Annotated in this window: 24 protein-coding genes; 9 read left to right on the top strand and 15 right to left on the bottom strand. The window is 72.7% G+C overall.

Going from position 1 to position 22,851, the window contains the following annotated elements:
* Nucleotides 1-310 precede the first annotated feature (310 nt).
* From BJY14_RS32980 to BJY14_RS32970, 3 genes are read right to left on the bottom strand one after another with little or no spacing between them, the layout of a single operon-like run.
* Complete coding sequence (locus BJY14_RS32980; RefSeq protein ID WP_179847180.1) at nt 311-1,111, bottom strand: DUF4097 family beta strand repeat-containing protein; 801 nt, start codon at nt 1,109-1,111, stop codon at nt 311-313.
* Nucleotides 1,108-1,755: a response regulator transcription factor gene (locus BJY14_RS32975; protein ID WP_179847179.1), complete on the bottom strand. Its 648-nt coding sequence runs from the start codon at nt 1,753-1,755 to the stop codon at nt 1,108-1,110. The genes BJY14_RS32980 and BJY14_RS32975 overlap by 4 nt, the downstream gene beginning before the upstream one ends.
* Complete coding sequence (locus BJY14_RS32970) at nt 1,743-3,002, bottom strand: sensor histidine kinase (RefSeq protein WP_218905694.1); 1,260 nt, start codon at nt 3,000-3,002, stop codon at nt 1,743-1,745. Before BJY14_RS32970 ends, BJY14_RS32975 begins: the two co-directional genes overlap by 13 nt.
* Before the next feature lie 294 nt (nt 3,003-3,296).
* Here BJY14_RS32970 and BJY14_RS32965 point away from each other — a divergent pair, with 294 nt between their 5' ends.
* From BJY14_RS32965 to BJY14_RS32945, 5 genes are all read left to right on the top strand, one after another.
* Nucleotides 3,297-3,734, top strand: a complete 438-nt coding sequence (locus BJY14_RS32965; RefSeq protein ID WP_179847177.1) for a hypothetical protein — start codon at nt 3,297-3,299, stop codon at nt 3,732-3,734.
* 95 nt (nt 3,735-3,829) lie between these two features.
* On the top strand, nt 3,830-4,399 hold the full coding sequence (locus BJY14_RS32960) for a hypothetical protein (RefSeq protein WP_179847176.1): 570 nt from the start codon (nt 3,830-3,832) through the stop codon (nt 4,397-4,399).
* A gap of 40 nt (nt 4,400-4,439) precedes the next feature.
* Nucleotides 4,440-5,021: a TetR/AcrR family transcriptional regulator gene (locus tag BJY14_RS32955; protein WP_179847175.1), complete on the top strand. Its 582-nt coding sequence runs from the start codon at nt 4,440-4,442 to the stop codon at nt 5,019-5,021.
* Nucleotides 5,022-5,099: 78 nt separating this feature from the next.
* Nucleotides 5,100-5,849, top strand: coding sequence for an SDR family NAD(P)-dependent oxidoreductase (locus tag BJY14_RS32950; RefSeq protein WP_179847174.1), 750 nt, complete (start codon nt 5,100-5,102; stop codon nt 5,847-5,849).
* A gap of 38 nt (nt 5,850-5,887) precedes the next feature.
* Entirely contained in the window at nt 5,888-6,577 is a 690-nt protein-coding gene (locus BJY14_RS32945) for a class I SAM-dependent methyltransferase (protein ID WP_179847173.1), read from the top strand.
* Between the two features lie 203 nt (nt 6,578-6,780).
* Here the strand turns inward: BJY14_RS32945 and BJY14_RS32940 are convergent, their stop codons facing one another.
* From BJY14_RS32940 to BJY14_RS32920, 5 genes are all read right to left on the bottom strand, one after another.
* The gene (locus tag BJY14_RS32940; RefSeq protein WP_179847172.1) at nt 6,781-7,386 is read right to left on the bottom strand and encodes a response regulator transcription factor; all 606 of its coding nucleotides are present in this window, start codon (nt 7,384-7,386) and stop codon (nt 6,781-6,783) included.
* Entirely contained in the window at nt 7,383-8,510 is a 1,128-nt protein-coding gene (locus BJY14_RS32935) for a sensor histidine kinase (protein ID WP_179847171.1), read from the bottom strand. The genes BJY14_RS32940 and BJY14_RS32935 overlap by 4 nt, the downstream gene beginning before the upstream one ends.
* A gap of 41 nt (nt 8,511-8,551) precedes the next feature.
* Nucleotides 8,552-9,196 (bottom strand): ATP-binding cassette domain-containing protein, encoded by a 645-nt coding sequence (locus BJY14_RS32930; protein ID WP_179847170.1) that lies wholly within the window; start codon nt 9,194-9,196, stop codon nt 8,552-8,554.
* A gap of 91 nt (nt 9,197-9,287) precedes the next feature.
* Entirely contained in the window at nt 9,288-10,559 is a 1,272-nt protein-coding gene (locus tag BJY14_RS32925; RefSeq protein ID WP_179847169.1) for an alpha-amylase family protein, read from the bottom strand.
* 77 nt (nt 10,560-10,636) lie between these two features.
* Nucleotides 10,637-11,800 (bottom strand): lactate 2-monooxygenase, encoded by a 1,164-nt coding sequence (locus tag BJY14_RS32920; RefSeq protein ID WP_179847168.1) that lies wholly within the window; start codon nt 11,798-11,800, stop codon nt 10,637-10,639.
* 167 nt (nt 11,801-11,967) lie between these two features.
* On the opposite strand from BJY14_RS32920, the gene BJY14_RS32915 reads away from it, so the two are divergent.
* Nucleotides 11,968-14,460, top strand: a complete 2,493-nt coding sequence (locus BJY14_RS32915; RefSeq protein ID WP_179847167.1) for a DNA gyrase/topoisomerase IV subunit A — start codon at nt 11,968-11,970, stop codon at nt 14,458-14,460.
* A 90-nt stretch (nt 14,461-14,550) separates the two neighbouring features.
* Here BJY14_RS32915 and BJY14_RS32910 read toward each other — a convergent pair whose 3' ends face one another.
* The 7 genes from BJY14_RS32910 to BJY14_RS32880 form a co-directional block, all read right to left on the bottom strand.
* Nucleotides 14,551-14,913: a hypothetical protein gene (locus BJY14_RS32910; protein WP_179847166.1), complete on the bottom strand. Its 363-nt coding sequence runs from the start codon at nt 14,911-14,913 to the stop codon at nt 14,551-14,553.
* 218 nt (nt 14,914-15,131) lie between these two features.
* Nucleotides 15,132-15,593, bottom strand: a complete 462-nt coding sequence (locus BJY14_RS32905) for a nuclear transport factor 2 family protein (protein WP_218905693.1) — start codon at nt 15,591-15,593, stop codon at nt 15,132-15,134.
* Between the two features lie 28 nt (nt 15,594-15,621).
* Nucleotides 15,622-16,002, bottom strand: coding sequence for a hypothetical protein (locus BJY14_RS32900; protein WP_179847165.1), 381 nt, complete (start codon nt 16,000-16,002; stop codon nt 15,622-15,624).
* A gap of 73 nt (nt 16,003-16,075) precedes the next feature.
* On the bottom strand, nt 16,076-16,735 hold the full coding sequence (locus BJY14_RS32895; protein WP_179847164.1) for a response regulator: 660 nt from the start codon (nt 16,733-16,735) through the stop codon (nt 16,076-16,078).
* 15 nt (nt 16,736-16,750) lie between these two features.
* Entirely contained in the window at nt 16,751-17,845 is a 1,095-nt protein-coding gene (locus BJY14_RS32890; RefSeq protein ID WP_179847163.1) for a sensor histidine kinase, read from the bottom strand.
* A 29-nt stretch (nt 17,846-17,874) separates the two neighbouring features.
* A complete protein-coding gene (locus tag BJY14_RS32885) occupies nt 17,875-18,087 on the bottom strand; it encodes a hypothetical protein (RefSeq protein ID WP_179847162.1) in 213 nt (70 codons plus the stop codon).
* A gap of 86 nt (nt 18,088-18,173) precedes the next feature.
* Entirely contained in the window at nt 18,174-20,264 is a 2,091-nt protein-coding gene (locus BJY14_RS32880) for a DNA gyrase/topoisomerase IV subunit B (protein ID WP_179847161.1), read from the bottom strand.
* A gap of 211 nt (nt 20,265-20,475) precedes the next feature.
* On the opposite strand from BJY14_RS32880, the gene BJY14_RS32875 reads away from it, so the two are divergent.
* From BJY14_RS32875 to BJY14_RS32865, 3 genes are all read left to right on the top strand, one after another.
* On the top strand, nt 20,476-21,378 hold the full coding sequence (locus BJY14_RS32875) for an ABC transporter ATP-binding protein (RefSeq protein ID WP_179847160.1): 903 nt from the start codon (nt 20,476-20,478) through the stop codon (nt 21,376-21,378).
* Nucleotides 21,375-22,448, top strand: coding sequence for an ABC transporter permease (locus tag BJY14_RS32870; RefSeq protein ID WP_312879505.1), 1,074 nt, complete (start codon nt 21,375-21,377; stop codon nt 22,446-22,448). Before BJY14_RS32875 ends, BJY14_RS32870 begins: the two co-directional genes overlap by 4 nt.
* A gap of 119 nt (nt 22,449-22,567) precedes the next feature.
* Nucleotides 22,568-22,798, top strand: coding sequence for a DUF7455 domain-containing protein (locus BJY14_RS32865; protein ID WP_179847159.1), 231 nt, complete (start codon nt 22,568-22,570; stop codon nt 22,796-22,798).
* Nucleotides 22,799-22,851: the final 53 nt, after the last annotated feature.

Raw genomic sequence — 22,851 nt, 5'->3', positions numbered from 1 at the left:
TCGCGCCAGGGCGGCGCCGCGCGGTCAGGAAAGGCCGGGCGGGTACGGCGCGTGGCTCAGCAGATGGCGTTCGAAGAACATGCGCGACTCAGGGGTTCGGAGTTCGCTCGCTTCGGGGCGCGAGTCTCAGGCGGGGGCCCTCAGCGGTCACACATTCGCCTGCAACACGTACGCCGCATGGCCCGCGGCATCTGCGGGCGGTGCTCGTGGCACGGGCGTACGGAAGGCATGTCAGCAGTTAACCGGCCGCACACCTATGACGCAACTCCAACCGGTGTGATGCTCATCGCTCCGGATCGCGGCGTTCGCCCTAGTCATCGCGGTAGTCGACGTAGGTCTCGCCCGATCCGCTGCGGACGGAGAGCAGGCGGGACGAGCGGTCGTCGTAGACGGCCGGGTTGAGGTGGGCGTTGCCCGCGCCCGTCCATCCGGCGACCCGGTAGCGCGAGCCCGCCGGAACGATGATCTTCACGGTGCCCGAGCCCGCGGAGGCGTCCACGGCGTCCGGGGGCTCGGCGTAGCGGAGGTCGAGCGTGCCCGACGACACGTCGGCCCGCGTCTTCGGCGAGGCGAGGCCGCGGCCGTTGATCGTTCCGGATCGCGCCAGCAGCCGCAGCCGCCCCCGCGCGCCGGCGACGTCGATCTCCCCGGACCCGGTCCGCAGGTCGAGGTCGCCGGTCACCCCGCGCACGTCGATCCGCCCGGAGCCGGCGACCGCCGACACGCGCGCCGCGGCCGGGACCTGGATGTCGATCTCCGCGCCGCAGCCCGCGCCCGGCCAGCCGGGGCCCGGGCAGCGGAAGGTCACGAACAGGACGTCGTCCACCAGCGACTCGGTGAGCTCGGGTTTCCGCGGCCCCCACCGGAGGTCCTTGTAGACGCGCGCCTCGCCGTCCGTGCCCGGCCCGACCGAGACCTCGGCGCTGCCCACGTCGAGCCGCACCTCCCGGATCGCGTGCCGGTAGGGGGTCATGGACGTCGAGGTCCGCTGGACGGCCCGGCCGAACGCCGTGAGCCCGACCGGCGCGACCACGGCCAGCGCCGTCACGACCGCCAGCGCGATCCAGACGGCGCGGCGCCGCGGCCGGTCCGGGGCGTCCGTCGCCGTCACCCGTCGCCGCCCAGGAAGCGCAGCACCGCGAGGACGCGGCGGTGGTCGCCCTCGGCGTGCGGGAGGTCGAGCTTGGCGAAGATGCCGTTGATGTGCTTGGCGACCGCGCTCTCGCTCACCACCAGCGCAGCGGCGATGCCCGCGTTGGAACGGCCCTCGGCCATGAGGCCGAGCACCTCCTTCTCGCGCGGGGTGAGCCGGTCGAGCGGGTCGCGGTGCCGGCGCAGCAGCAGCTGCGAGACGACCTCGGGGTCCAGGGCGGTGCCGCCGGAGGCGACCCGGCGCAGCGCGTCCAGGAACACCGACACGTCCGCGACGCGGTCCTTGAGCAGGTAGCCGATCCCGCTGGTGCTGGTCGACAGCAGGTCCGCCGCGTACCGCTCCTCGACGTACTGCGACAGCAGCAGCACCGCGGTCCCGGGCGTCTCGCGCCGCATCACCAGCGCCGCGCGGACCCCCTCGTCGGTGAAGCCGGGCGGCATCCGGACGTCCACGATCGCCGCGTCGGGCCGGTGCTCGCGGACGGCGGCGAGGAGCCCCTCGGCCTCGCCGACGGCCGCGGCGACCTCGAACCCCGAGGTCTCCAGGAGCTTGATCAGCCCGGCTCGCAGCAGGACCGAGTCCTCGGCGATCACAATGCGCACGGCAACTCCACGGTGACGGTCGTCGGGCCCCCCGCGGGGCTGGTGATCCGGAAGGTACCGTCCACGGACCGGACGCGGCGCGCGAGCCCCGTCAGGCCGGTCCCGGCGGACGGGTCGGCGCCGCCCGCGCCGTCGTCGCGGACCATCACCCGCAGCACGTCGCCGCCGCGCGCCACGCTGACGTCCACCTCGTTCGCCCGCGCGTGCTTGACCACGTTGGTGAGGGCCTCGGAGACCACGAAGTAGGCGACGGCCTCGACGGTGGAGGAGGCGCGCGGCTCGATGTCGACGCGGAGCCGGACGGGCAGCGGCACCCGCGCGGCGACGCCGGACAGGGCGGCGTCCAGGCCGCGGTCCTCCAGCACGGCCGGGTGCAGGCCGCGGATCAGGTCGCGCAGCTCGGTCAGCGCCGCCTTGGCCTCCTCGTGCGCCTCCACGATCACCCGCATGGCCTCGTCCGGGACGCCGGTGAGCGTCTCGCGCGCCAGCCCGAGGTTGAGCGCGAGGGAGACGAGCCGCTGCTGGGCGCCGTCGTGCAGGTCCCGCTCGATGCGGCGGCGCTCGATGTCGGCGGCGTCCACCACGCTGGCGCGCTTCTCCGCCAGGTCCTCGACGCGCCGCTGGAGTTCCTTCGCGCGGTCGGGGCCGAGCAGCGCGGAGGCGGCGCGGGCGTCCAGGCGCCGGACGCCCGCGGCCGCCCACGGCGCCGCGACCAGGAGCAGCACCCCGGCCGCGGTGAGCACGGCGACGCGCTGCGGATGGCCGGCCAGCGGGTCGCCGGGGTGCACCGCCCACGCGTAGGTCGCGGACGTGGCGAGGGCGAGCCCGGCCGTCCACGCCCCGATCACCGCCAGCCCGCCGAGGGCGAGGAACGGCGCGACCAGCAGGTGGTACTGGAGCACCCGCCACAGCTCGGGCGAGCGCAGGTCGCGCAGGACGTCCCAGGCGCGCCCGCCGTCGAAGCCGGGCATCCGCGGGATGTCGAAGCCGAGCATCGCCCAGCACCGCTCCCGCTGCCAGGACGTCAGCGGGCGCAGCGCGAGCAGCAGCAGGAGCACCGACGCGAAGGTGAGCAGGACGATCGGGGTCACGCGCACCGGCGTCCAGAACGACCAGAGGGAGCCGAGGATCAGCCACCCGGCGAGTTGCAGCGGCACCCCGGAGGCGACGAACACCGTGTCGCGCCACGCCGTGGCCGACCACGGAGCGTGCACGCGGACGCGCAGGGCCGCGGAGAGGGATGCCATGGGAGAAACCGTATTGCCCCACTTCGGGCGCCGCCATGAAGCAGGGTGCAGGCCCGGGGGTGAACCCAGTGCCACCCCGGGCCGGAAGGGTGCGCTACTGATCGCGCGCCGGATTCCGGCGAGGCTTTGATCAGGCATCCGGCAGCGGGTGCGCACCGATCACCGTCCGCAGGAGTCCCCATGGTCGCCGTCGTCGCCCGCCCCGGTCATCCCTCGCGCCTTTCCGGAACCACCGTCCGGCGCCGCCCACGCCCGGGACCGCACGGGGCGCCCGCCCCCCTTGCACGGCGGGCGGTGGGGGGCCGCCGCCTCGGATGGGCGCTCATCGGAGGCGCCGCGGCGCTGGTGCCCTGGATGTGGATGCTCGCCTCCACGATGCCGTCCACCACCACGGTGTCGAACTGGTCCGCCGCCTGGCTGGGACTGGACGCGATGGAGGCCGCCGCGCTGCTCGGCACCGGGGTGCTGCTCGTCCGCCGCGATCCGCGCCACGGCCTGGGCGCCGCCGCGGCCGCGACGCTGCTGGCCGTCGACGCGTGGTTCGACGTGACGACCGCCGCGCCCGGCGCCGAGCGGGCGATGGCGATCGCCCTCGCGGCGGGGGTGGAACTGCCGGTGGCCGCCCTGTGCGCCGTCCTCGCCGCGCGGGCGTTCCGGCCACGCGGGCCAGTGATCGACCATGAGATGAAGGACAGATGGCAAAGGCTTGTCGGGAGTACGCCAGACGGGTGAAACCAGACGAGCCGGACCTCTAGAGTGAGTTTCCACGTGGGGCCCTCTCGCGGGAGGGCCCTTTGCCCTGCCTGCACGATCAGAGGTCCCCCATCATGAACGACCACGAGGTGCACGAGGAGTGCCTGCGGCTCCTCCGGGACGGCCTTCCCGTCCCCGCTCCCGCCGCCTTCGCCGAAGGCCGGGACTACCTTCCGCTCGGGCTCGACAAGGACGGCGACATCGCCGTTGTCACGTTCCTTTACCAGTGGGGGGACTCCGCGCCCTCGTTCATCGAGGGCTGGACGTTCCACCGCCGCGACGGCGAGTGGATGGAGCTCGGCGGCGCGGGCGGGTCGGCCCCCGAGGAGCCGCTGGCGCGCCGCTCGTCCGGCGAGATGGGGCGCCACCTGCTCAAGTACGGGTCGGGCCGGACCGTGCGCAACGCCAACCGGCTGCTGCCGTGGGGCGCCAAGTGGGTGAACGAGGCGCGGCTGCGGGCATCGGCCGAGGTCGCGCGGGTGCGGGTCGGCAAGCGGATCCTGGACGTCCCCGAGCACGGGCACGTCGTCGTGGTCTGGGGCGCCCGCCGGGGACCGGTCGTGGAGGCGCTCGCCGCCGACGGCGCGGTGCTGGACGTCATGGACCTGGACCACCCGTCCGTTCCGGCGGCGGCACGGGCCTGATATTTGACCGTTCGTTCTTGAACGGCCTATCGTCGTCGGCATGGCACGGACGAAGGAGTTCGATCCGGACGCCGCGCTGCGGCGGGCGCTGGAGCTGTTCTGGGAGCGCGGCTACGAGGCGACCTCCATGGCCGACCTCGTGGCGCACCTCGGCATCGCCCGGGCCAGCGTCTACGCCACGTTCGGCGGCAAGCGCGAGCTGTACCTGAAGGCCCTGGAACGCTACCTCCACGACACCGACCCGAAGATCGCCGAGGCGCTGTCGCAGCCCGGGCCCGTGCTGCCCGCGGTCCGCGCACTGATCGAGCGTTACGCCGAGGAGTCGGCACGCGACCGGCCCCGGCTCGGCTGCCTCGTGGTGAACACCGCGGTCGAACTGGGCGCGCGCGACACCGAGGCCGCGCGCCTGGTCGAGTCGAGCTGGAACTTCCTGGAGGCCTCCCTCACCACCGCGCTGACCCGCGCGAGAGCCCAGGGCGAGCTGCCCGCGGACAAGGCCCCCCGGGCGCTCGCCCGCCTCCTGCTCGTCCTGTTCCAGGGCATGCGCGTCCTCGGCCGCGCCCCCGCCGACGACCACCGCCTCCGCGACGCGGCCCGCCAGGCCGCCGCCCTGCTCACCTGACCGGACCCGCCCCGCCGCCCGGCGGGGCTTCTTTCGCCCCTTATTCAAGACCGATCGATCTATTATTTGGAGCCCGGTATGCGATTCGACAGCAAGATCGTCCTCATCACCGGCGGCGCGGGCGGCATCGGCCGCGCCACCGCGCACGCCTTCGCCCGCGAGGGCGCGCTGGTCGTCCTGGCCGGACGCGACGAGGCCGCGCTGGCCGCGGCCGTGAAGGAGATCGGCTCGGACCGGGCCGACCACGTCGTCGCGGACGTGGCCGACCCCGCGTCGGCCGCCGGAATGGTCGAGGCGGTCGCGGGCCGCCACGGCGGCCTCCACGTCGCCGTCAACAACGCCGGGATCTTCAGCGCCGCCGGACCCGTCGCCGACATCGACCCCGCCGCCTGGAACGCCGTCCTGGCGGTGAACCTGACCGGCGTGTTCCTGTCGATGAAGCACGAGATCGCCCACATGCGCGCCCACGGCGGCGGGGCGATCGTCAACGTCTCGTCCAACATCGGCGCGCACGGGCGCCGGCCCGGCCTCGCGGCCTACGCGGCCTCCAAGGCGGCGGTCAGCGTCCTCACCCGCACCGCCGCCCTCGACCACGTCGCCGACGGCGTCCGCGTCAACGCGGTCAGCCCGGGCGCCACCGACACGCCGATGTCGCTGCTCCCGGGCGAGTCGCACGCCGAGCGCGCCGAGCGGATGCGCACCTCCGCGCCGTCCGGCCGGGTGTCCGAAACCGGAGAAGTGGCCGAGACCATCCTGTGGCTGGCCTCCGGCGCCTCGTCCCACGTCGTCGGACACGACCTGGTCGTCGACGGAGGCGTCACCGCCTGACGACGCTTTCCGGACGGTACACCGGGAAGACTGTCCGCATGGCCCTCACACCCGACCACGACTCCGGCTCCGAACGCTTCCGCCTCGCCGCCAGAGTCGTCAGGAAGTACCTGATCGGGGCGCGGAGCCTGCACGACCACATCGCCTCCAAGCTGCTGGGCTCGGGCGCGTCCCGCGTCCTGGACATCGGCTGCGGGGAGGGCGCCCTCAGCGACGCCCTCCCCCACCCGCCGCCGTTCCGGCTCGTCGGGCTGGACGTCTCCGCCGACCTCGTGTCCGCCCACCCGGCGCCGCGCCTGCGGGCCGACGCGCTGCGCCTGCCCTTCCGGGACGGGACGTTCGACGCCGCCGTGGCCGTGAACCTGCTCCCCCAACTGGACGACCCCGAGCGGGCGCTGCGCGAGGCCCGCCGCGTCCTCGCCCCTGGCGGCCTCCTGCTGGTCACCGCGATCTGCCGGACCGACAGCCCCGAGCTGTCGCCGGTGTGGCGCCCCGAGCCGACCACGTTCGACGCCGAGGAGGCCCCGGCCCGCGTCGGCGAACTCTTCGGCGAGGTCGAGGTGGAGCGCTGGGACGCCCCGCTGATCACCCTCCCCGACCAGGCCGCCGTCCGCGACTACCTGATCGCCCGCGCGGTCCCCCGCCCCCAGGCCACCGAGGCCGCCACCCGCCTACGCACCCCCCTTCCCATAACCAAACGAGGCTCCCTGGTCCTAGCCAGACGCTGATTCATTGCTGTGCCTATTGCAGTGCCCTCCTCCTTCGGGCCTTGGCGGCCCTCCATCGTCGGGAACTGCGGCGATCGCTGGCATCGCTCCGACTCGCCCAAAGGCTCGCTTCGCGATCAGATTCTTGCTTCGCTCGAATCTGCCTTCGGACGCGATCGCGGCCATCGAGGTCGGTGCAGGCGTTGTGTTCGCTGTCGGGAGCGCTACAACCAGCCCAGGTCTCTTGCTGTGCGGGCGGCGGTGTGGCGGTTGTCGGTGCCCAGTTTGGTGACGGCGGCCGAGAGGTAGTTGCGGACGGTGCCCTCGGAGAGGCCCAGGGTGCGCGCGATGCGGGAGACGGGGGCGCCGTCGGCGGCGGCGCGGAGGGTGTCGAGTTCGCGTGGGGTGAGGGGGCACTCCTCGGCGGCGAGGGCGTCGGCGGCGAGCTGGGGGTCGATGTAGCGGGCGCCGCCGGCGACCTGCCGGATGACCTGGGCGAGGCGGCGGCCGGGCGCGTCCTTGCCGAGGAAGCCGCGGACTCCGGCGGCCATGGCGCGGCGCAGGTTGCCGGGGCGGCCGTGCGCGGTGACGATCACCAGGCGGCAGGCGGGCAGCTCGCGGGACAGCCGCTCGGCCGCGGCGAGGCCGTCCAGGCCGGGCATGTCGATGTCGAGGACGGCGACGTCGGGCCTGAGGGCGAGGGCGCGCTCCACCGCCTCGTCGCCGCGCCCGACGTCGGCGGCGACCTCGATGCCGTCCTCGGTCTCCAGCAGCAGGACGAGCGCCTCCCTGATCAGGAGGTGGTCGTCGGCGAGCAGCACGCGGATCATGCGTCTCCCTTCGCGGGGACGGCGGCCGTCACCCGGAACGTCCCGTCGCCCCCGGGGCCCGCCCGGAAGCGGCCGCCGGCGGCCGTGATCCGTTCGGCGAGGCCTGCCAGGCCGCTGCCGGCGTCCCCGGCGGCGCGGCGCGCGGCGCCGTCGTTGACGATCTCCAGCTGGACGCGGTCGCGGCCGGCCCGGACGGTGATCTCGCACCAGGTGGCGCTGGAGTGCCGCAGGACGTTGGTGGCGGCCTCGCGGGCGACCCAGCCGAGCGGTTCGTGGACGTGGGCGGGCAGCTCCGGCGAGACCTCGGGGCGCTCGCAGCGGATCCCGGCGGCGCGCAGGACGGCGGACATGCCGTCCAGCTCGGTGCGCAGGGACGTGGCGCGGTAGCCGCGGACGACCTCGCGCACGTCCCGCACCGCGTCCCGCGACATCGTCTGGATCTCGGTCAGCTCCTTGCGGACGCGGCCGTCGTCGCGTTCGAGGTACCGTTCGGCCACCTCGGCGCGCAGCGCGACGGCCTGGAGGCTGTGGCCGAGGACGTCGTGCAGGTCGCGGGCGAACCGGAGGCGCTCCTCCCCCACCGCGGACCGGGCCAGCTCCGCGCGCGCCTCCCGGAGCTCCTGGACGACGTGGAACAGCCAGACCGTGACGTATCCGGAGAAGGCGCCGAGCGGCACGCCCGCCACCTCGTACAGGACCGTGAGCGCGGGGAGCCCGAGAAGCTGGCCGTAGACCGGGGTCAGGACGGTCGCCGCGGCGGCCGTGACGATCGCCTCGCGCACCGGGAGCACGACGGCGATCAGCCCGGCGGGGACCAGGAGCGCGTTGCCCCAGCCCTGACCGGTGCCGAGCAGCGGGGGCAGCGCCCAGCAGATCACCGCGATCGCGGCGAGCCCGAGCCGGTGCGCGGGGGCGGTGCGGCGCATCAGGTTCTGCCACAGGAGGCGGGCGTAGAGGCCGAAGGCCGCACCGGTCCCGGCGAGGGCCAGGAGCAGGCGTCCGGCGTCCCTCCTGTCGACGATCTCGTACCAGAGTGCCTGCAGCAGGGATCCGGCCAGCGTCAGCATCGTCATCCCCACGATGATCGCGGCGATGACGGTGGGACGGGGGATCCTGGGCTGCACGCGCCCAGCGTATGCGGCCGTCAGGGGGGGGCGCGGGGGGCTCAGGCGGCGCGGAGCCGGGCGGCGTCCCGGCCGGTGACCAGGCGGCCCTCGTCCAGGATCCCGACCCGGTCGGCGCGGCACGCCTCGGCCGGGTCGCGGGTGGTGACGACCACGGCGACGCCGTCCGCGGCCAGCCTCGCCAGCACCGACCACACCTCGCGCGCGGCGGCGCCGTCGAGCCCGGCGGTGGGCTCGTCGAGGACGAGCACGTCCGACCGTCCGACCAGGGCCAGGGCCAGGTCGAGCAGGCGCCGCCGCCCGGCCGTCAGCCGCTCGAACGGCACGCCGGCGTGGCGGGCGAGGCCGGTCATGCGCAGCGCCTGGTCGCGGGTGATCGGGTCGAGGGTCCAGCGCCGCCAGGTGTCGACGACCTCGGCGACGGTCAGCCCCGGGAAGAGGCCGCCGTCGCGCCACACGGCGCCGGCGCGCGCGGCGTCGCGGTCGGTGTAGGGGTCGGCGCCGCGAAGCCGGACGGTTCCGCCGGTGGGGCGCCGCAGCCCCGCGAGGATCTCCAGGAGGGCCGTCTTGCCGGACCCGTAGCGGCCCAGCAGCGCGTAGACCTCGCCCCGCGCCACGGTGAACGAGACGTTGCGCACGGCCTCGTTCAGGTCCAGGTCGCGTACCTCGATCACAGGTGCCTTCATGGCTTCCATGGTGTCCGGCGACCGCGCGGGCGCGCAGTCACGGACGTCAGGAAACGATCATGAAGTTCTCAGGGGTGACCCATGACGGATGTCATGGTTCGGCGATCGCCCATCCGGAGGGCGGGACTTCCGCGCCGTCCCCAGTGAAGGCCGCCTCACCGGCCACGCGTGTCCAGCCGGCGGCGGGCAGACTCACCCGGGCGGGCTCATCGCCCGTGTTCAGGACGACCGCCAGCCGCTCCGGGCCGTCCTCCACGGTGTAGGAGAAGGCCGTATTGGTCAAGGTGGCCGCCGTGGTCCGCGCCCGGACGAGCCAGGGGTGGCGCCGCCTCACGCCGATCAGGTCCTGGTGAAGGCGGTGGTGTGCGCCGCCGTGCCCGGCAACGTCGCCGGGACGGTCGGGGAACGGCGGCCGTATGGCGTCGTCCCCGCCTTCGCGCTCCTCCTTGACGCCTTCGAAAGCGAACTCGTCACCGGCGTAGATGGTCGGGACGCCGCCGACGGTCATCAGGACCACGAGCGCGTGGGCCAGAGCGCGCCGTTCGGTCAGCCGGGTGGCGATGCGGGTCACGTCGTGATTGCCGAGGAAGGTCTGCGGGGCGAACGTGGCCAGCATCCCGTTGTGGCGGTCGAGCGCGTGGGCGAGTTCGAAGAAGTTCCGGTCGTTCAGCGAGCTCCAGATGGCCTTCCACAGCTCGTACTGGGTGACGGAGTCGAAACCGGTCTGTTTCACAAGGCCCGCGTAGTCGCCGTGGATGACCTCGCCGACGAGCCAGGCATCGGGAAAACGCGCGCGGACGCGGTCTGTGACCGTCCGCCAGAAGTCCGGCGGGACGGCGTAGGCGGCGTCGAGGCGCCATCCGTCCACGCCGCGCGCCAGCCAGTGGGTCATGACGTCGGTGACGTAGTCGGCGACCTCGGGTTCGGCGTGGTTCAGGGTGACGAGCCGGTCGTGGCCCTCGAACGTGCGCAGGTCGGCATGGAACCACTTCCGGTAGGCGGAGGCGTCGCCCTTGGAGGCGACATCGGCGAACGGGGCGAACCCGCGTCCGACGTGGTTGAAGACGCCGTCGAGCAGCACGCGGACGCCCTTGTCCGACGCCTCGTCGATCAGTCGCCGCAGGTCGTCCTCGCCGCCGAGCCGGGGATCGACCCGGTAGTGGTCGACGGTGTCGTAGCCGTGCGTCTCGGACGCGAACACCGGGCCGAGCGCGAGGCCGTTGCAGCCGAGGCCGACGAGATGGTCGAGCCAGCCGCCGATCCGTCCGAGCCGCGGCTCCGGCGCGACGGCGGCCTCGCGTTCGGCGCCGACGAAACCGAGGGGATAGGCGTGCCACCAGATGGCGTGATCGGGCCAGCGCATGCGCGTCTCCCTACCCGCATTCGCCCGCGAAAGTCCGGGCGGGCCCTGCTCCTACCCACCGTGCTCGTACGCGCCGTCTAGGCGCGGACGAGGATTTCCGGCTTCAGCTCGTCCGGACGCTTGACGCCGGATAGCGCCATGGTCAGCTCCAGTTCGGCCTGGAGGCAGCGCAGGACGTGCTGGACACCCGTCTGGCCGCCCAGTGCCAGCCCGTACGCGTACGGGCGCGCGACCAGGACCGCCCTGGCGCCGAGGGCGAGCGCCTTGACGATGTCCGCCCCGGTCCGGATACCGCTGTCGAAGAGGACCGTCGCCTGGTCGCGGACGGCGTCGACCACGCCGGGCAGCGCGTCCAGCGAGGCGACCGCGCCGTCCACCTGCCGCCCGCCGTGGTTGGAGACGATGACGGCGTCCATCCCGGCGTCCACCGCCTGCCGGGCGTCGTCGGGATGCTGGATGCCCTTGAGCGCGATCGGCCCGTCCCAGTGCTCGCGCAGAAAGAGCAGGTCGTCCCAGGTCAGGCTGGGATTGCCGAAGTTGGCGACCCAGTGCAGCAGCGCCATGTCGCGGTTGGCCTCCGTCACGGGCCCGCCGACCGCCTTCTGGAACACCGGGTCGCTGAAGTAGTTCGCCACCCCGATGCCGCGCAGGAACGGCAGGTAGGCCTGGTCCAGGTCGCGCGGACGCCACGCCAGCGTGAACGTGTCGAGCGTGACGACGAGGGCGGTGTACCCGGCCGCCTTCGCCCGCTCCAGGAAGCTGACGGCGAGCTCCCTGTCCTTGGGCCAGTACAGCTGGTACCAGCGCGGCCCGTCCCCGTTCGCCTCCGCGACCTCCTCGATGCCGAACGAGGACGCGGTGCTCAGCACCATCGTCAGCCCCTCGGCAGCGGCCGCCCGCGCGACGGCCAGCTCGCCGTCCGGATGGAAGATCGACTGCACGCCGATGGGGCCGAGCAGGACCGGCGACGGCATCGGAGTGCCGAGGACCGTCACCGACAGGTCGCGCTCGGCGACGTCCCGCAGCATCCGCGGGACGATCCGCCACCGGTCGAACGCGGCGCGGTTGGCCCGCGCGGTCGCCTCGCTGCCCGCCGACCCCGCCACGTATCCGAACGCCCGCGCCGACAGCGCCCGCTCCGCGAGGCCCTCCAGCCTCGTCAGGTCCGTCGGCAGCGCCGGCAGGACGTCCCCGAGCCCCTGCAGATAGATCGAGTTCTGGAAGTCGGCCAGCCCGCTCAACGAAACCTCCACCTGCTCGACGAACTCCCACCTGGGAAAACCGAAACGGTTCCCGCTCAATCTGCCAGGTCCGCGGAGGTGACGAAACGGGATCGATCCGCCGACTTGGCCGGATCACCCGGTGAGGCGGGCCAAAGATGTCCCCGGGACCGGCCACAATGTGGGGCATGGCACGACGCGGATCCCAAGCCCCTCCACCTCCGCCGGACTTCGAGGAGAACATCGTCGACGTCGACGTCTCCGACGAGATGCGCGGCAGCTTCCTCGAATACGCCTACTCGGTCATCTACCAGCGGGCGCTTCCCGACGCGCGCGACGGCATGAAGCCCGTCCAGCGCCGGATCCTCTACTCGATGAACGAGATGGGGCTGCGCCCCGACCGCGGGCACGTCAAGTGCGCCCGCGTCGTCGGCGAGGTCATGGGCAAGCTGCACCCGCACGGCGACAGCGCCATCTACGACGCGATGGTGCGGATGGCGCAGCCCTGGGCGATGCGGATGCCGCTCGTGGACGGGCACGGCAACTTCGGGTCGCTCGGCGGCGACGACATGCCCGCCGCCATGCGGTACACCGAGGCGCGGCTGTCCCGCGAGGCGATGCTGATGGTCACCTCCATCGACGAGGACACCGTCGACTTCCGGCCCAACTACGACGGGCAGGAGCAGGAGCCGGAGGTGCTGCCCGCCGCGTTCCCGAACCTGCTGGTCAACGGCGCGTCCGGTATCGCGGTCGGGATGGCCACGAACATGGCGCCGCACAACCTCGGCGAGGTCGTCGCCGCGGCCCGGCACCTGATCGACCACCCGGACGCCACGCTCGAGGAGCTGATGCGCTTCGTGCCCGGCCCCGACCTGCCCACCGGCGGGAAGATCGTCGGGCTGGACGGCATCCGCGACGCCTACGAGCGCGGCCGGGGGACGTTCCGCACCCGCGCCACGGTCTCCATCGAGAGCGTCACGCCCCGCCGCAAGGGCATCATCGTGAGCGAGCTGCCCTACGCCGTCGGCCCCGAGCGGGTGAAGGCCAAGATCAAGGAACTGGTCAACGCCAAGAAGATCCAGGGCATCGCCGACCTGAAGGACCTCACCGACCGCACGGTCGGCCTCCGCCTGGTCATCGAGATCAAGAACGGCTTCAACCCCGAGGCCGTCCTCGCCGACCTCTACCGGCTCACGCCGATGGAGGAGACGTTCGGCATCAACAACGTCGCCCTGGTCGACGGCCAGCCCCGCACCCTCGGCCTGCGCGACCTGCTCCAGGTCTACATCGACCACCGCATCGACGTCGTCCGCCGGCGCTCCCTCTTCCGGCGCCGCAAGCGCGAGGACCGCCTCCACCTGGTGGAGGGCCTGCTCGTCGCCCTGCTGAACATCGACGAGGTCATCCAGGTCATCCGGCAGAGCGACGACGCCGCCCAGGCCAAGCAGCGCCTCATGCAGATCTTCGAGCTGTCGGAGATCCAGGCGCAGTACATCCTCGACACCCCGCTGCGCCGCCTCACCCGCTTCGACCGCCTGGAGCTGGAGAAGGAGAAGGAGCAGCTCGCCAAGGAGATCGCCAAGCTGACCGCGATCCTCGACTCGGAGCGCAAGCTGCGCGGCGTCGTCTCCCGGGAGATGGGCGAGGTCGTCAAGGAGTTCGCGACCCCGCGCCGCACCATCCTGCTGGAGTCCTCGGGCCACACCGCCGCGGAGGCCGTTCCGCTGGAGGTGGCCGACGACCCGTGCACGGTGCTGCTGTCCGCCACCGGCCTCATGGCCCGCACGCACGACGCCTCGCCGCTGCCCGACAGCGGCCCCCGCGCCGCGCACGACGTGCTGACCTCGGTCGTGCCCGCCACGGCCCGCGGCCAGGTCGGCGCGGTGACCTCGCTGGGCCGGATGATCCGCATCGACGTCCTCGACCTGCCGACGCTGCCGCCGTCCGCGACGCCCCCGTCCCTGGCGGGCGGGGCACCGGTCACCGAGTACGTCGACCTGGAGCCGGACGAGACGGTCGTGGGCATCGCCTCCGTCGGCGAGGAAGGCGGCGGCCTCGCGCTGGGCACCGCCCAGGGCGTGGTGAAACGGGTCGTCCCCGACTTCCCCGCCAACCGCGACGAGTTCGAGGTCATCGGCCTCAAGGACGGCGACCGCGTGATCGGCGCGGTCCAGCTGATGTCCGAAGAGCAGCACCTCGTCTTCATCAGCACCGACGCCCAGCTCCTGCACTTCGCCGCCTCCCTCGTCCGTCCCCAGGGCCGGGCCGCCGGAGGCATGGCGGGCATCAAGCTCGGCTCCGGCGCGAGCGTGCTGTGGTTCGGCGCCCTCGACCCGTCCCGCGAGGCGCGCGTCATCACGGTCTCCGGCTCGTCCTCGGCGCTGCCCGGCACCCAGGCCGGCGCGATCAAACTCGCCGACTTCGCCGACTTCCCGCCGAAGGGCCGCGCCACCGGCGGCGTCCGCGCCCACCGCTTCCTCAAGGGCGAGGACGTCCTGGTCCAGGCGTGGGCGGCCCTGACGCCCCTGCGGGCCGCGGGCCCGAGCGGCAGGCCGGCGACGCTCAACGTCACGATGGGCCGCCGGGACGGCTCCGGTGAGCCGCTGGACAAGCCCCTGACCGCCGTCAGCGGCCCCATCGGCCCCGTTCCCGAAGACGACGGCCCGTCCGAAGAGGAATGACGCGCGAGGCCCCGGGCGGAACCCGCCCGGGGCCTCTGCCCTTCGTCGCCCGGCGCGGGAGAGGCCTGCCGGGCGGCGGAAGGGGTTACGTCAGTCGGCGCAGATCGCGTAGACGCTGATGCCGACGTCGTTGTAGCCGATCTGGCGGCCGAGCGCGATCCAGCCGCGCCCGTCGGGGGTGGGGAACGAGCCGACGAGGATGGCGCCGTTGCCCTGCGCCTCCCCGCCGCCTCCGAGGACGTGCTTGCTGCCGGGGCAGTAGACGGTCCGGCGCTGGAAGTTGGGGACGTTGGCGTTCGGCAGGGTGACGATCTGATAGCCCGGCGGAACGGCGGCGGCCCGAGCCGCGGCGGGCTCGGTGGGGGTCTGGGCGCTGGCGACTCCGGCGGTGGCCAGGCCGGTCACCGCGGCGGTCGCGGCCAGGGCCAGAGCGGTGGTCTTGATCGACGGCATGTGTTCTCCTTCGACGGTGGCTCCCCGCCGCCGGAGTCCACGCACCCCGCAGGCGCGGGGCGAGTCTGAGGCGTGAGCGACGGCAGGTGAGCCAGGGACCGAACACAAGGAGTGTTCACCCCGTCACACTCGGGCGCCAGAGGTCTCGATGGCTCACTTGATTACGGAGTGTGCACATACCGGCATTAGAGCGAGGGCCTGTTCGCGTCGCGAAGCTCTCACCTGTGATAGCCGCTCGACCACAGAAAGTCGCCGTCCAGATCCGGCCACACCTTGAGACCGCCTCCCGTGGCGGCGCGGCGAGGGGCCCCGGAGGTCAGGTCTCGATGTCGTCGGGGCCCCAGTGGGCCTCCATGCGGACGATCTTGCCTTCCTCGTCGAAGGTCATGACGTCGATGGCGTGGACGCGCAGGGCCGGGGACGTCGACGGTGAAGGCCATCGCGGCGCGGTCGCCGTGGGAGCCGCGGATGGGCGCGTCGAGCGTGAGCTTGGCGCCGCCGGCGATGGCGTTGGAGTAGAACTCCTCGATGGCGGCGCGGCCGCTGATCGGGGGGTGGCCGACCGGGTCCTCGATGACGGCGTCGTCGGCGTAGAGGCCGCAGACGGCGGTCGCGTCGCCGGCGTTGAAGGTGTCGACGTAGGCCTGGAGCGCCTGCTTCATGTGGTCCTGGGAGGGCATGTCCGAAGCCTAGCAAGCGATCGCTTGGTTACCCTGAGGCGGAGGGTCGCGCCAGGGTGCTCTGGGCTTCGCGCGGACGCGGCACCGGGGTCCGCAGGCCGCGTTCGGCGCAGTCCGCCAGGGTCCGCAGGAGGTCGGCCGGGCCGCCGGAGGCGTCGTCGTAGTGCCAGAACCGGATGACCTTCTCCCCCTCCGCCCCCGGGTTGAAGCGGCCCAGGGTGAAGCAGCCGGCGATGGCCATGCGCACGATGACGCGCTCGCTGTCGTCCAGCCCGGTCACGTAGGCGGCCGCGTCGATGAGGCCGATCGCGGCGCGGGCGTTGCGGCCGTCGTCGCACGGGTCGGGGCGGTTGATCCGCCATTGCGCGTAGGGGCGCAGGTAGTCCGCGATCATGCAGGTTCTGAGCACGGTCCCATGCTGGGGCGGCGCGGACGCCCGGGAGGGGGCTTTGACCAGCGCCTTGCCGGACGCTGACCGAAGATCATCCGCCGAGGCCGTGCCTGAAGGCGTAGGTGACGGCCTGGGCCCGGTCGCGGAGGTTCGCCTTCGCGAACAGGTTGTTGATGTGCGTCTTGACGGTCGCCTCGGAGATGAACAGGTCGCCCGCGATCTCGGCGTTGGAGCGCCCCTGGGCGATGAGGGCAAGCACCTCCGCCTCGCGCCGGGTCAGGCCGTCCGGCAGCCCGCCGCCCGCGGCCCGGCGAGGGGCGTCGCCGGCGGCCACGGCCTCGACCAGGCGGCGCTGGACGGCCGGGTCGAGCTGCGAGGCGCCCCCGCGGACGGCGGCGACGGCGCGGGCGATCTCGTCGGCGTCGGCGTCCTTGGTGAGGTAGCCGCGGGCTCCGGCACGCAGCGCGGCGAAGATCGACTCATCGTCGGCGTAGGTGGTGAGGACGACGATCCCGACGTCCGGGTACGCCTCCCTGATGCGGCGGGTCGCCTCCACGCCGTCCATCCGCGGCATGCGCAGGTCCATCAGGACGACGTCGGGACGCAGCTCACCGACCATCGCCACGGCCCGCTCGCCGTCGCCGCACGCGCCCGCGACCTCGATGCCGGGCAGCAGTTCCAGCAGGAGGACCAGCCCCTCCCGCACCACGGTCTGGTCGTCGACGACCAGGATCCTCGCCGAGTCGCTCACCGCTCGCCCCTCCCGTCAGGCCGGCACGCTGAGGGACACGCGGAATCCCTTGCCGTCCGGTCCGGTGACCAGCGTGCCATCGATCAACTCCGCACGCTCCCGCATCCCCACGAGGCCGTAACCGCCGCCGCCCAGCTCCTCGACGGGCTCCGTGCCGCCCGTGTCGGTCACTTCGAGCTCCACCTTGCCGGTGAGGTAGCGCAGAGCGACCTGGGCGCGCGCGCCGGGGGCGTGCTTGCGGACATTGGTGAGCGCCTCCTGCGCCGTCCGGACGACCGCGAGCCCGGCCTGCGGGGGCAGCTCGCGCGGTGCGCCGGTCACGCGCACGTCGCAGGGCCGCCCGGTACTGGCGTAGAACTCCTCGGCGAGCTCCTGGATGACCTCTTTGGGCTGCGGTATCTCCCCGCGGAGCGTGGCCAGGGCCCGCCTGGTCTCCTCCAGGCCGGAGCGGGCGAGGTTCCGTGCGCGCTCGACCCGGTCCAGGGCCTGGACGCGGTCGCCGTCCCGCGCCAGCAGCAGCCGCGCCCCCTCGAGGTGGACGATCTGCGCCGACAGCGAGTGGGCCAGGATGTCGTGGATCTCCCGCGCGATGTGCGACCGCTCCGCCAGGACCGCGTTGGCCGCCTCCGCGCGCCGGGTCGCCTCCTGCGCGGCCTTGCCCCGGCGGCTCGCGAGCGCGCCCAGGGTGATGCCCGCGACCGCCGCCATCTGGCCGAGGTCGGCGCCGCCTGAGGCGAACACCTCCCCCAGCCCGCCGATCACGGCGATCGTCAGCGCGCTCACCGTGATGCCCCCCGGCACCGGCAGCCACATCAGCAGCATCCAGAGCCCGGCCATGGAGATGAAGAACCCGCTGCCGACGTCAGGGGCGAGCGCGTACAGCGCCATCGCCGTACCGAGGGCCCCCAGCAGGAGGACGACGCCCAGGCGCCGGTGCGGCGCCCCGCTCTCCCTTCCGAACCAGATGCCGCTCCCCAGCAGGGCGAGCATGACCGCGTTGAGCACCACGAGGGCCAGGCCGGCACCGTGCAGCGCGGGAGCGGGATCGGCCCTGAGGAGCCCGCGAAGGTAAGCGATGAGAGCCCAGGTCAGCAGGACGCCCAAGAGCACGAGACGGATGGTCCGCTCCCCGGGATTCCTCACGGCACGACACCGCCCGGCACCGCACCGTCAGGCACGGTCGCCTGCGGGCTCGTCGCCCCCCGCTCGCCGGCCGGGTCCTGGGCGAGCGCCGCCGCGAGTACGGGCGGGACGCCGTGCGCCAGGTGCGCCTCGGCGGGGCGCGCTCGCGTCCGCCGGTGCCGGACCGGAGCGGTGATGGCAGCGGCGAGTGTGTCGTCCAGCGTGGTCATACCCTGAGGGTAGGCAGGGACGGCCCCTGCGAGAATCGGCGCCCGGCTGGACTTCCCGGCCTCCACCCCAGGGTGGAGGCCCTCGCTCAGGTGTCGATGCGCTCCACGTCCAGCTCGGTGGCTCCGGCGGTGATGAACGCGCGGCGCGGGGCGACCTCGCTGCCCATCAGCAGGTCGAACACCTTGCCCGCCTCCTCCGCGTCCTCGATGCGGACGCGGCGCAGCACCCGGTGCCGCGGGTCGAGCGTCGTCTCCGCCAGCTGGTCGGCGTCCATCTCACCGAGGCCCTTGTAGCGCTGGATCGGCTCCTTCCAGCGCTGGCCCTTGCGCTCCAGCTCGACGAGCCGCTGCCGCAGCTCGGCGTCGGAGTAGGTGTAGATGTACTTCTCCTGGCCCTTGCGCGGCTTGACCAGCTCGATGCGGTGCAGCGGCGGGACGGCGGAGTAGATGCGCCCGGCCTCCAGCATCGGCCGCATGTAGCGGTGGAAGAGGGTGAGCAGCAGCGTGCGGATGTGCGCGCCGTCGACGTCGGCGTCGGCGAGAATCACCACGCGCCCGTAGCGGGCGGCGTCGACGTCGAACGTGCGCCCCGAGCCGGCGCCGAGCACCTGGATGATCGCGGCGCACTCGGCGTTCTTCAGCATGTCGGCGACGGACGCCTTCTGCACGTTCAGGATCTTGCCGCGGATCGGCAGGAGCGCCTGGAACTCGGAGTTGCGGGCCAGCTTGGCCGTGCCGAGCGCCGAGTCGCCCTCGACGATGAACAGCTCGCTGCGGTCGTCGGCGGAGCGGCAGTCGACGAGCTTGGCCGGGAGGGCGGAGTTCTCCAGGGCGTTCTTGCGGCGCTGGTTGTCGCGCTGGGTGCGGGCGGCGATGCGGGTCTTGGCCGCGCCGACCACCTTCTCCAGGACGGCGCGCAGCGGCTGCTTCTGCCCGCGCGAGGGGTTCTCGAAGATCGCGCGGAGCTCGCGCTGCACGACCTGGGAGACGATGCGCGTCGCCGCGGACGTGCCGAGGACCTCCTTGGTCTGCCCCTCGAACTGCGGCTCGGGCAGCCGGACCGTCACCACGGCGGTGAGGCCCTCCAGGATGTCCTCCTTGAGGACGTCCTCGTCGCCGTTCTTCAGCAGCTTCACGGCGCGGAGCTGCTCGTTGAGCACCTTGAGCAGGGCGCGGTCGAAGCCGCGCACGTGCGTGCCGCCCTTCGGGGTGGCGATCACGTTGACGAACGACCTGGTGATGGTGTCGTAGCCGTTGCCCCAGCGCAGCGCGACGTCGACCTCGAGGTCGCGCTCGACGTCGGTCGGCGTCAGGTGGCCCTGGTCGTCGAGGACGGGGACGGTCTCGGTGAAGTGGCCGCGCCCCTGGAGCCGCAGCACGTCGACGATCGGGGCGTCCTTGGCGAGGTAGGAGCAGTACTCGCTGATGCCGCCGTCGAACCGGAACGTCTCGTCGACGACCTCCTCGCCGCGCTCGTCGCGGACGTCGATGGTCAGGCCCGGGATGAGGAACGCGGTCTGCCGCATCCGGTCGAGGACGAGGGACTGCTCGACCGTGGCGTCCTTCAGGAAGATCTGCAGATCGGGCCAGAAGCGGGTGCGGGTCCCGGTGGTCTTCTTGGCGACCTTGCGGATCTGCCGCAGGCCCGACTTCTTCTTGAACCGGGCGTTCGGGCGGCCCTCGTCGGCGAACTCGCCGGGCAGGCCGCGCCGGAAGCTGATCGCGTGGGTGTGGCCGTCGCGGTCGACCTCCACGTCCACCCGCGCGGACAGGGCGTTGACCACGGAGGCGCCGACGCCGTGCAGGCCGCCGGAGGCCGTGTAGGACACGCCGCCGAACTTGCCGCCGGCGTGCAGCCGCGTCATGACGAGCTCGACGCCGGGCAGGCCCGTCTTCGGCTCCAGGTCGACGGGGATGCCGCGGCCGTTGTCGCCCACCTCGAAGGAGCCGTCGGCGTGCAGCGTCACGCTGATGTGGGTGCAGTAGCCGGCGAGGGCCTCGTCGACGCAGTTGTCGACGATCTCCCACAGGCAGTGCGCGAGGCCACGGCTGTCGGTCGACCCGACGTACATGCCGGGTCGCTTGCGCACGGCCTCCAGCCCCTCCAGCACCGAGAGGTGCCGGGCGGAGTAGCCGTGCGGGTCTTCGGTTGTCGCTTCGGCGGTCGCGGCGGTCAACGTGCGTGTGCTCCTCGGGGGTAGGACGGTCGGCAGCAGGGTACCCCCGGCCGCCGACAATCCACCGAAAGGCTCGCCGCCGCCGACGTTCCGCACGCCGGCGCGGGAGGGCCCGTACGGTTCGCCAGGCTACCCGCACTCCGACTTCTAGACCCGGACCTCCACCTTTGGATGGGTGTGCGAAAGCCTGTTTTCTCCCTACTGTCCTCGCATGGCGCAAACGATCGAGGTCACGGGCCTCCGCAAGCGATACGGGGACGTCCGGGCCGTGGACGGGGTGACGTTCGCCGTCGAGGAGGGCGAGTTCTTCGGCATCCTCGGGCCGAACGGCGCGGGCAAGACCACCACGCTGGAGATCATCGAGGGACTGCGGGAGCCGGACGAGGGGGACCTCACCGTCCTCGGCCTGTCCCCCTGGCCCCGCAACTCCAAGCTGCTCCCCAGGATCGGCGTCCAGTTGCAGGCGTCGTCGTTCTTCGAGCGGCTGACCGCGCGCGAGCAACTGCGGACGTTCGGCTCCCTCTACGGCGTCCCGGCGAAGAAGGCCGACGCGATGCTCGAACTGGTCGGCCTGGACGACAAGGCCGACACCCGTGTCGAGAAGCTCTCGGGCGGCCAGGCGCAGCGCCTGTCCATCGCGTGCGCGCTCGTGCACGACCCCGAGCTCGTCTTCCTGGACGAACCCACCGCCGCGCTGGACCCGCAGGCGCGCCGCAACCTGTGGGACGTGCTCCGGTCGATCAACACCGAGGGCCGCACCATCGTCCTGACCACGCACTACATGGACGAGGCCGAGAGCCTCTGCGACCGCGTCGCCATCATGGACGCGGGCAGGATCCTGCGCCTCGGCCCGCCGGCGGTCCTGGTGCGCGGGCTCGACGCCCCCGCCAGGATCAGCATCGCCAGCGGCGTCCTGGACGTCGCCGACGCGCGGCTCCTCCCGGGCGCGGACGAGGCCGAGGACGACGGCGTCTCGCTCACCATCTCCACCCGCGACCCCTCCGCGGTGGTCGCCGCCATGGCCGCCAAGGACGCGCTGGACGGCGTCCAGATCCGCGGCGCCACCCTTGAGGACGTCTTTCTGGAGCTCACCGGACGGGAGTACAGGGCGTGAGCACGTTCGAGAGTTTCAAGAGCCTGTCCAGGGCGATGTTCCTGGGCTTCCGGCGCGACCGCACCGCGCTGTTCTTCACGGTGCTGTTCCCCCTGATGTTCCTGGTCGTCTTCGGCGGGATCTTCGGCCACCAGTCGACGTCCAAGGTGAAGGTCCTGGAGGTGGGCAAGGCGCCGGTCCTCGACCAGGCGGTGGCGCAGGGAGCGGGCGAACTGTCCAAGGTCATGAAGGTCGAGAAGGCCTCCGACCGCGCCGCCGCCCTGCGCACGGTGGAGAAGGGCGACGCGGACGCCGTCGTGGAGCAGCGCGGGGGCGAGCTGGTCGTCCACTACTCGGCTGCCGACCAGGTCAAGTCCGGGACGGTGCGGGGGCTGATGAACTCGCTCGTCCAGTCGGCGAACCTCTCCGTCTCCGGCAAGCCGCCCGCCTACCGGCTGACCGACCAGCAGGTGGAGGACGACTCGCTGAAGGCCATCCAGTTCTTCACGCCGAGCCTGCTGGGCTGGGCGCTGGCGTCGGCGGGCGTCTTCGGGGCGTCCCAGACGCTCGTCACGTGGCGGACCAAGGGCATCCTGCGCCGACTCCAGCTCTCCCCGGCGCCCATCCCCACCGTGTTCGCCGCGCGCGTGGCGGTCAGCCTCGCCGTGGCCCTCGTCCAGTTCGCGCTGTTCGTGATCGTGGCGCAGCTCCCGATGTTCGGCCTGAAGCTGAGCGGCGCCTGGTGGATGGCGATCCCGATGGTGGTCGCGGGGGTGCTGGCCTTCCTGTCGATCGGCATGCTGATCGGAGCGTGGGCCAAGACGCAGGAGACCGCCCAGGCGGTGACCCAGCTGATCGTGCTGCCGATGGCGTTCCTGGGCGGCTCGTTCTTCCCGCTGGACGCCTCGCCTGCCTGGATGCGGACGCTGTCCTACATCTTCCCGCTGCGCTATCTCAACGAGGGCATGCTCAATGTGATGGGCCGGGGCCTCGGGCCGACCTCCGCACTGCCCCAGATCGCCGTTCTGCTGGGGGTCGCGGTCGTCGGCGCCTTGATCGCCGTGCGCCTGTTCCGCTGGGACGCCGCCTAATGTGACCTCGGTCACTTATTGGGCCATTCTGCTGTGGGCGTACGAAGAACCAGGTTGGGAACGCCAGCGTCGGGTTAGATGTTGTCCTAAGTACCGACCCCGAGCATGAGGAAGGTGCCGTGACTGGAGCCCTTGCCCCAACCAAGCCGCTGACCGTCGCCGACCGATGCGACCGCTGCGGCGCTCAGGCCTACGTCCGTGCAGTCCTGGTAGGCGGCGGCGACCTTCTGTTCTGCGCCCACCACGGGCGCAAGTACGCAGAGGCCCTCCGCTCCAATGGGGCCGACATACAGGACGAGACCGACCGGCTCACCGAAACCCCGGCCGCCGCTACGGACGAGGAGCGGTAGACCTCCAAATAGAGCGAGCCAAGGACGGCGGTCACCGGAGACGGTGGCCGCCG

The sequence above is a fragment of the Actinomadura luteofluorescens genome, assembly GCF_013409365.1.
Taxonomy (GTDB): Bacteria; Actinomycetota; Actinomycetes; order Streptosporangiales; family Streptosporangiaceae; genus Spirillospora; species Spirillospora luteofluorescens.
This window is presented reverse-complemented; position numbering and strand designations above follow the sequence as displayed.

Bases quoted from the DNA above. Each gene is read 5' to 3' on its own strand.
- BJY14_RS32885 (WP_179847162.1), bottom strand. From the start codon at position 18,087: ATGACCACGCTGGACGACACACTCGCCGCTGCCATCACCGCTCCGGTC.
- BJY14_RS32905 (WP_218905693.1), bottom strand. From the start codon at position 15,593: ATGCCCTCCCAGGACCACATGAAGCAGGCGCTCCAGGCCTACGTCGAC.
- BJY14_RS32875 (WP_179847160.1), top strand. From the start codon at position 20,476: ATGGCGCAAACGATCGAGGTCACGGGCCTCCGCAAGCGATACGGGGAC.
- BJY14_RS32960 (WP_179847176.1), top strand. From the start codon at position 3,830: ATGAACGACCACGAGGTGCACGAGGAGTGCCTGCGGCTCCTCCGGGAC.
- BJY14_RS32910 (WP_179847166.1), bottom strand. From the start codon at position 14,913: ATGCCGTCGATCAAGACCACCGCTCTGGCCCTGGCCGCGACCGCCGCG.
- BJY14_RS32925 (WP_179847169.1), bottom strand. From the start codon at position 10,559: ATGCGCTGGCCCGATCACGCCATCTGGTGGCACGCCTATCCCCTCGGT.
- BJY14_RS32970 (WP_218905694.1), bottom strand. From the start codon at position 3,002: ATGGCATCCCTCTCCGCGGCCCTGCGCGTCCGCGTGCACGCTCCGTGG.
- BJY14_RS32930 (WP_179847170.1), bottom strand. From the start codon at position 9,196: ATGAAGGCACCTGTGATCGAGGTACGCGACCTGGACCTGAACGAGGCC.
- BJY14_RS32955 (WP_179847175.1), top strand. From the start codon at position 4,440: ATGGCACGGACGAAGGAGTTCGATCCGGACGCCGCGCTGCGGCGGGCG.
- BJY14_RS32945 (WP_179847173.1), top strand. From the start codon at position 5,888: ATGGCCCTCACACCCGACCACGACTCCGGCTCCGAACGCTTCCGCCTC.
- BJY14_RS32915 (WP_179847167.1), top strand. From the start codon at position 11,968: ATGGCACGACGCGGATCCCAAGCCCCTCCACCTCCGCCGGACTTCGAG.
- BJY14_RS32950 (WP_179847174.1), top strand. From the start codon at position 5,100: ATGCGATTCGACAGCAAGATCGTCCTCATCACCGGCGGCGCGGGCGGC.
- BJY14_RS32940 (WP_179847172.1), bottom strand. From the start codon at position 7,386: ATGATCCGCGTGCTGCTCGCCGACGACCACCTCCTGATCAGGGAGGCG.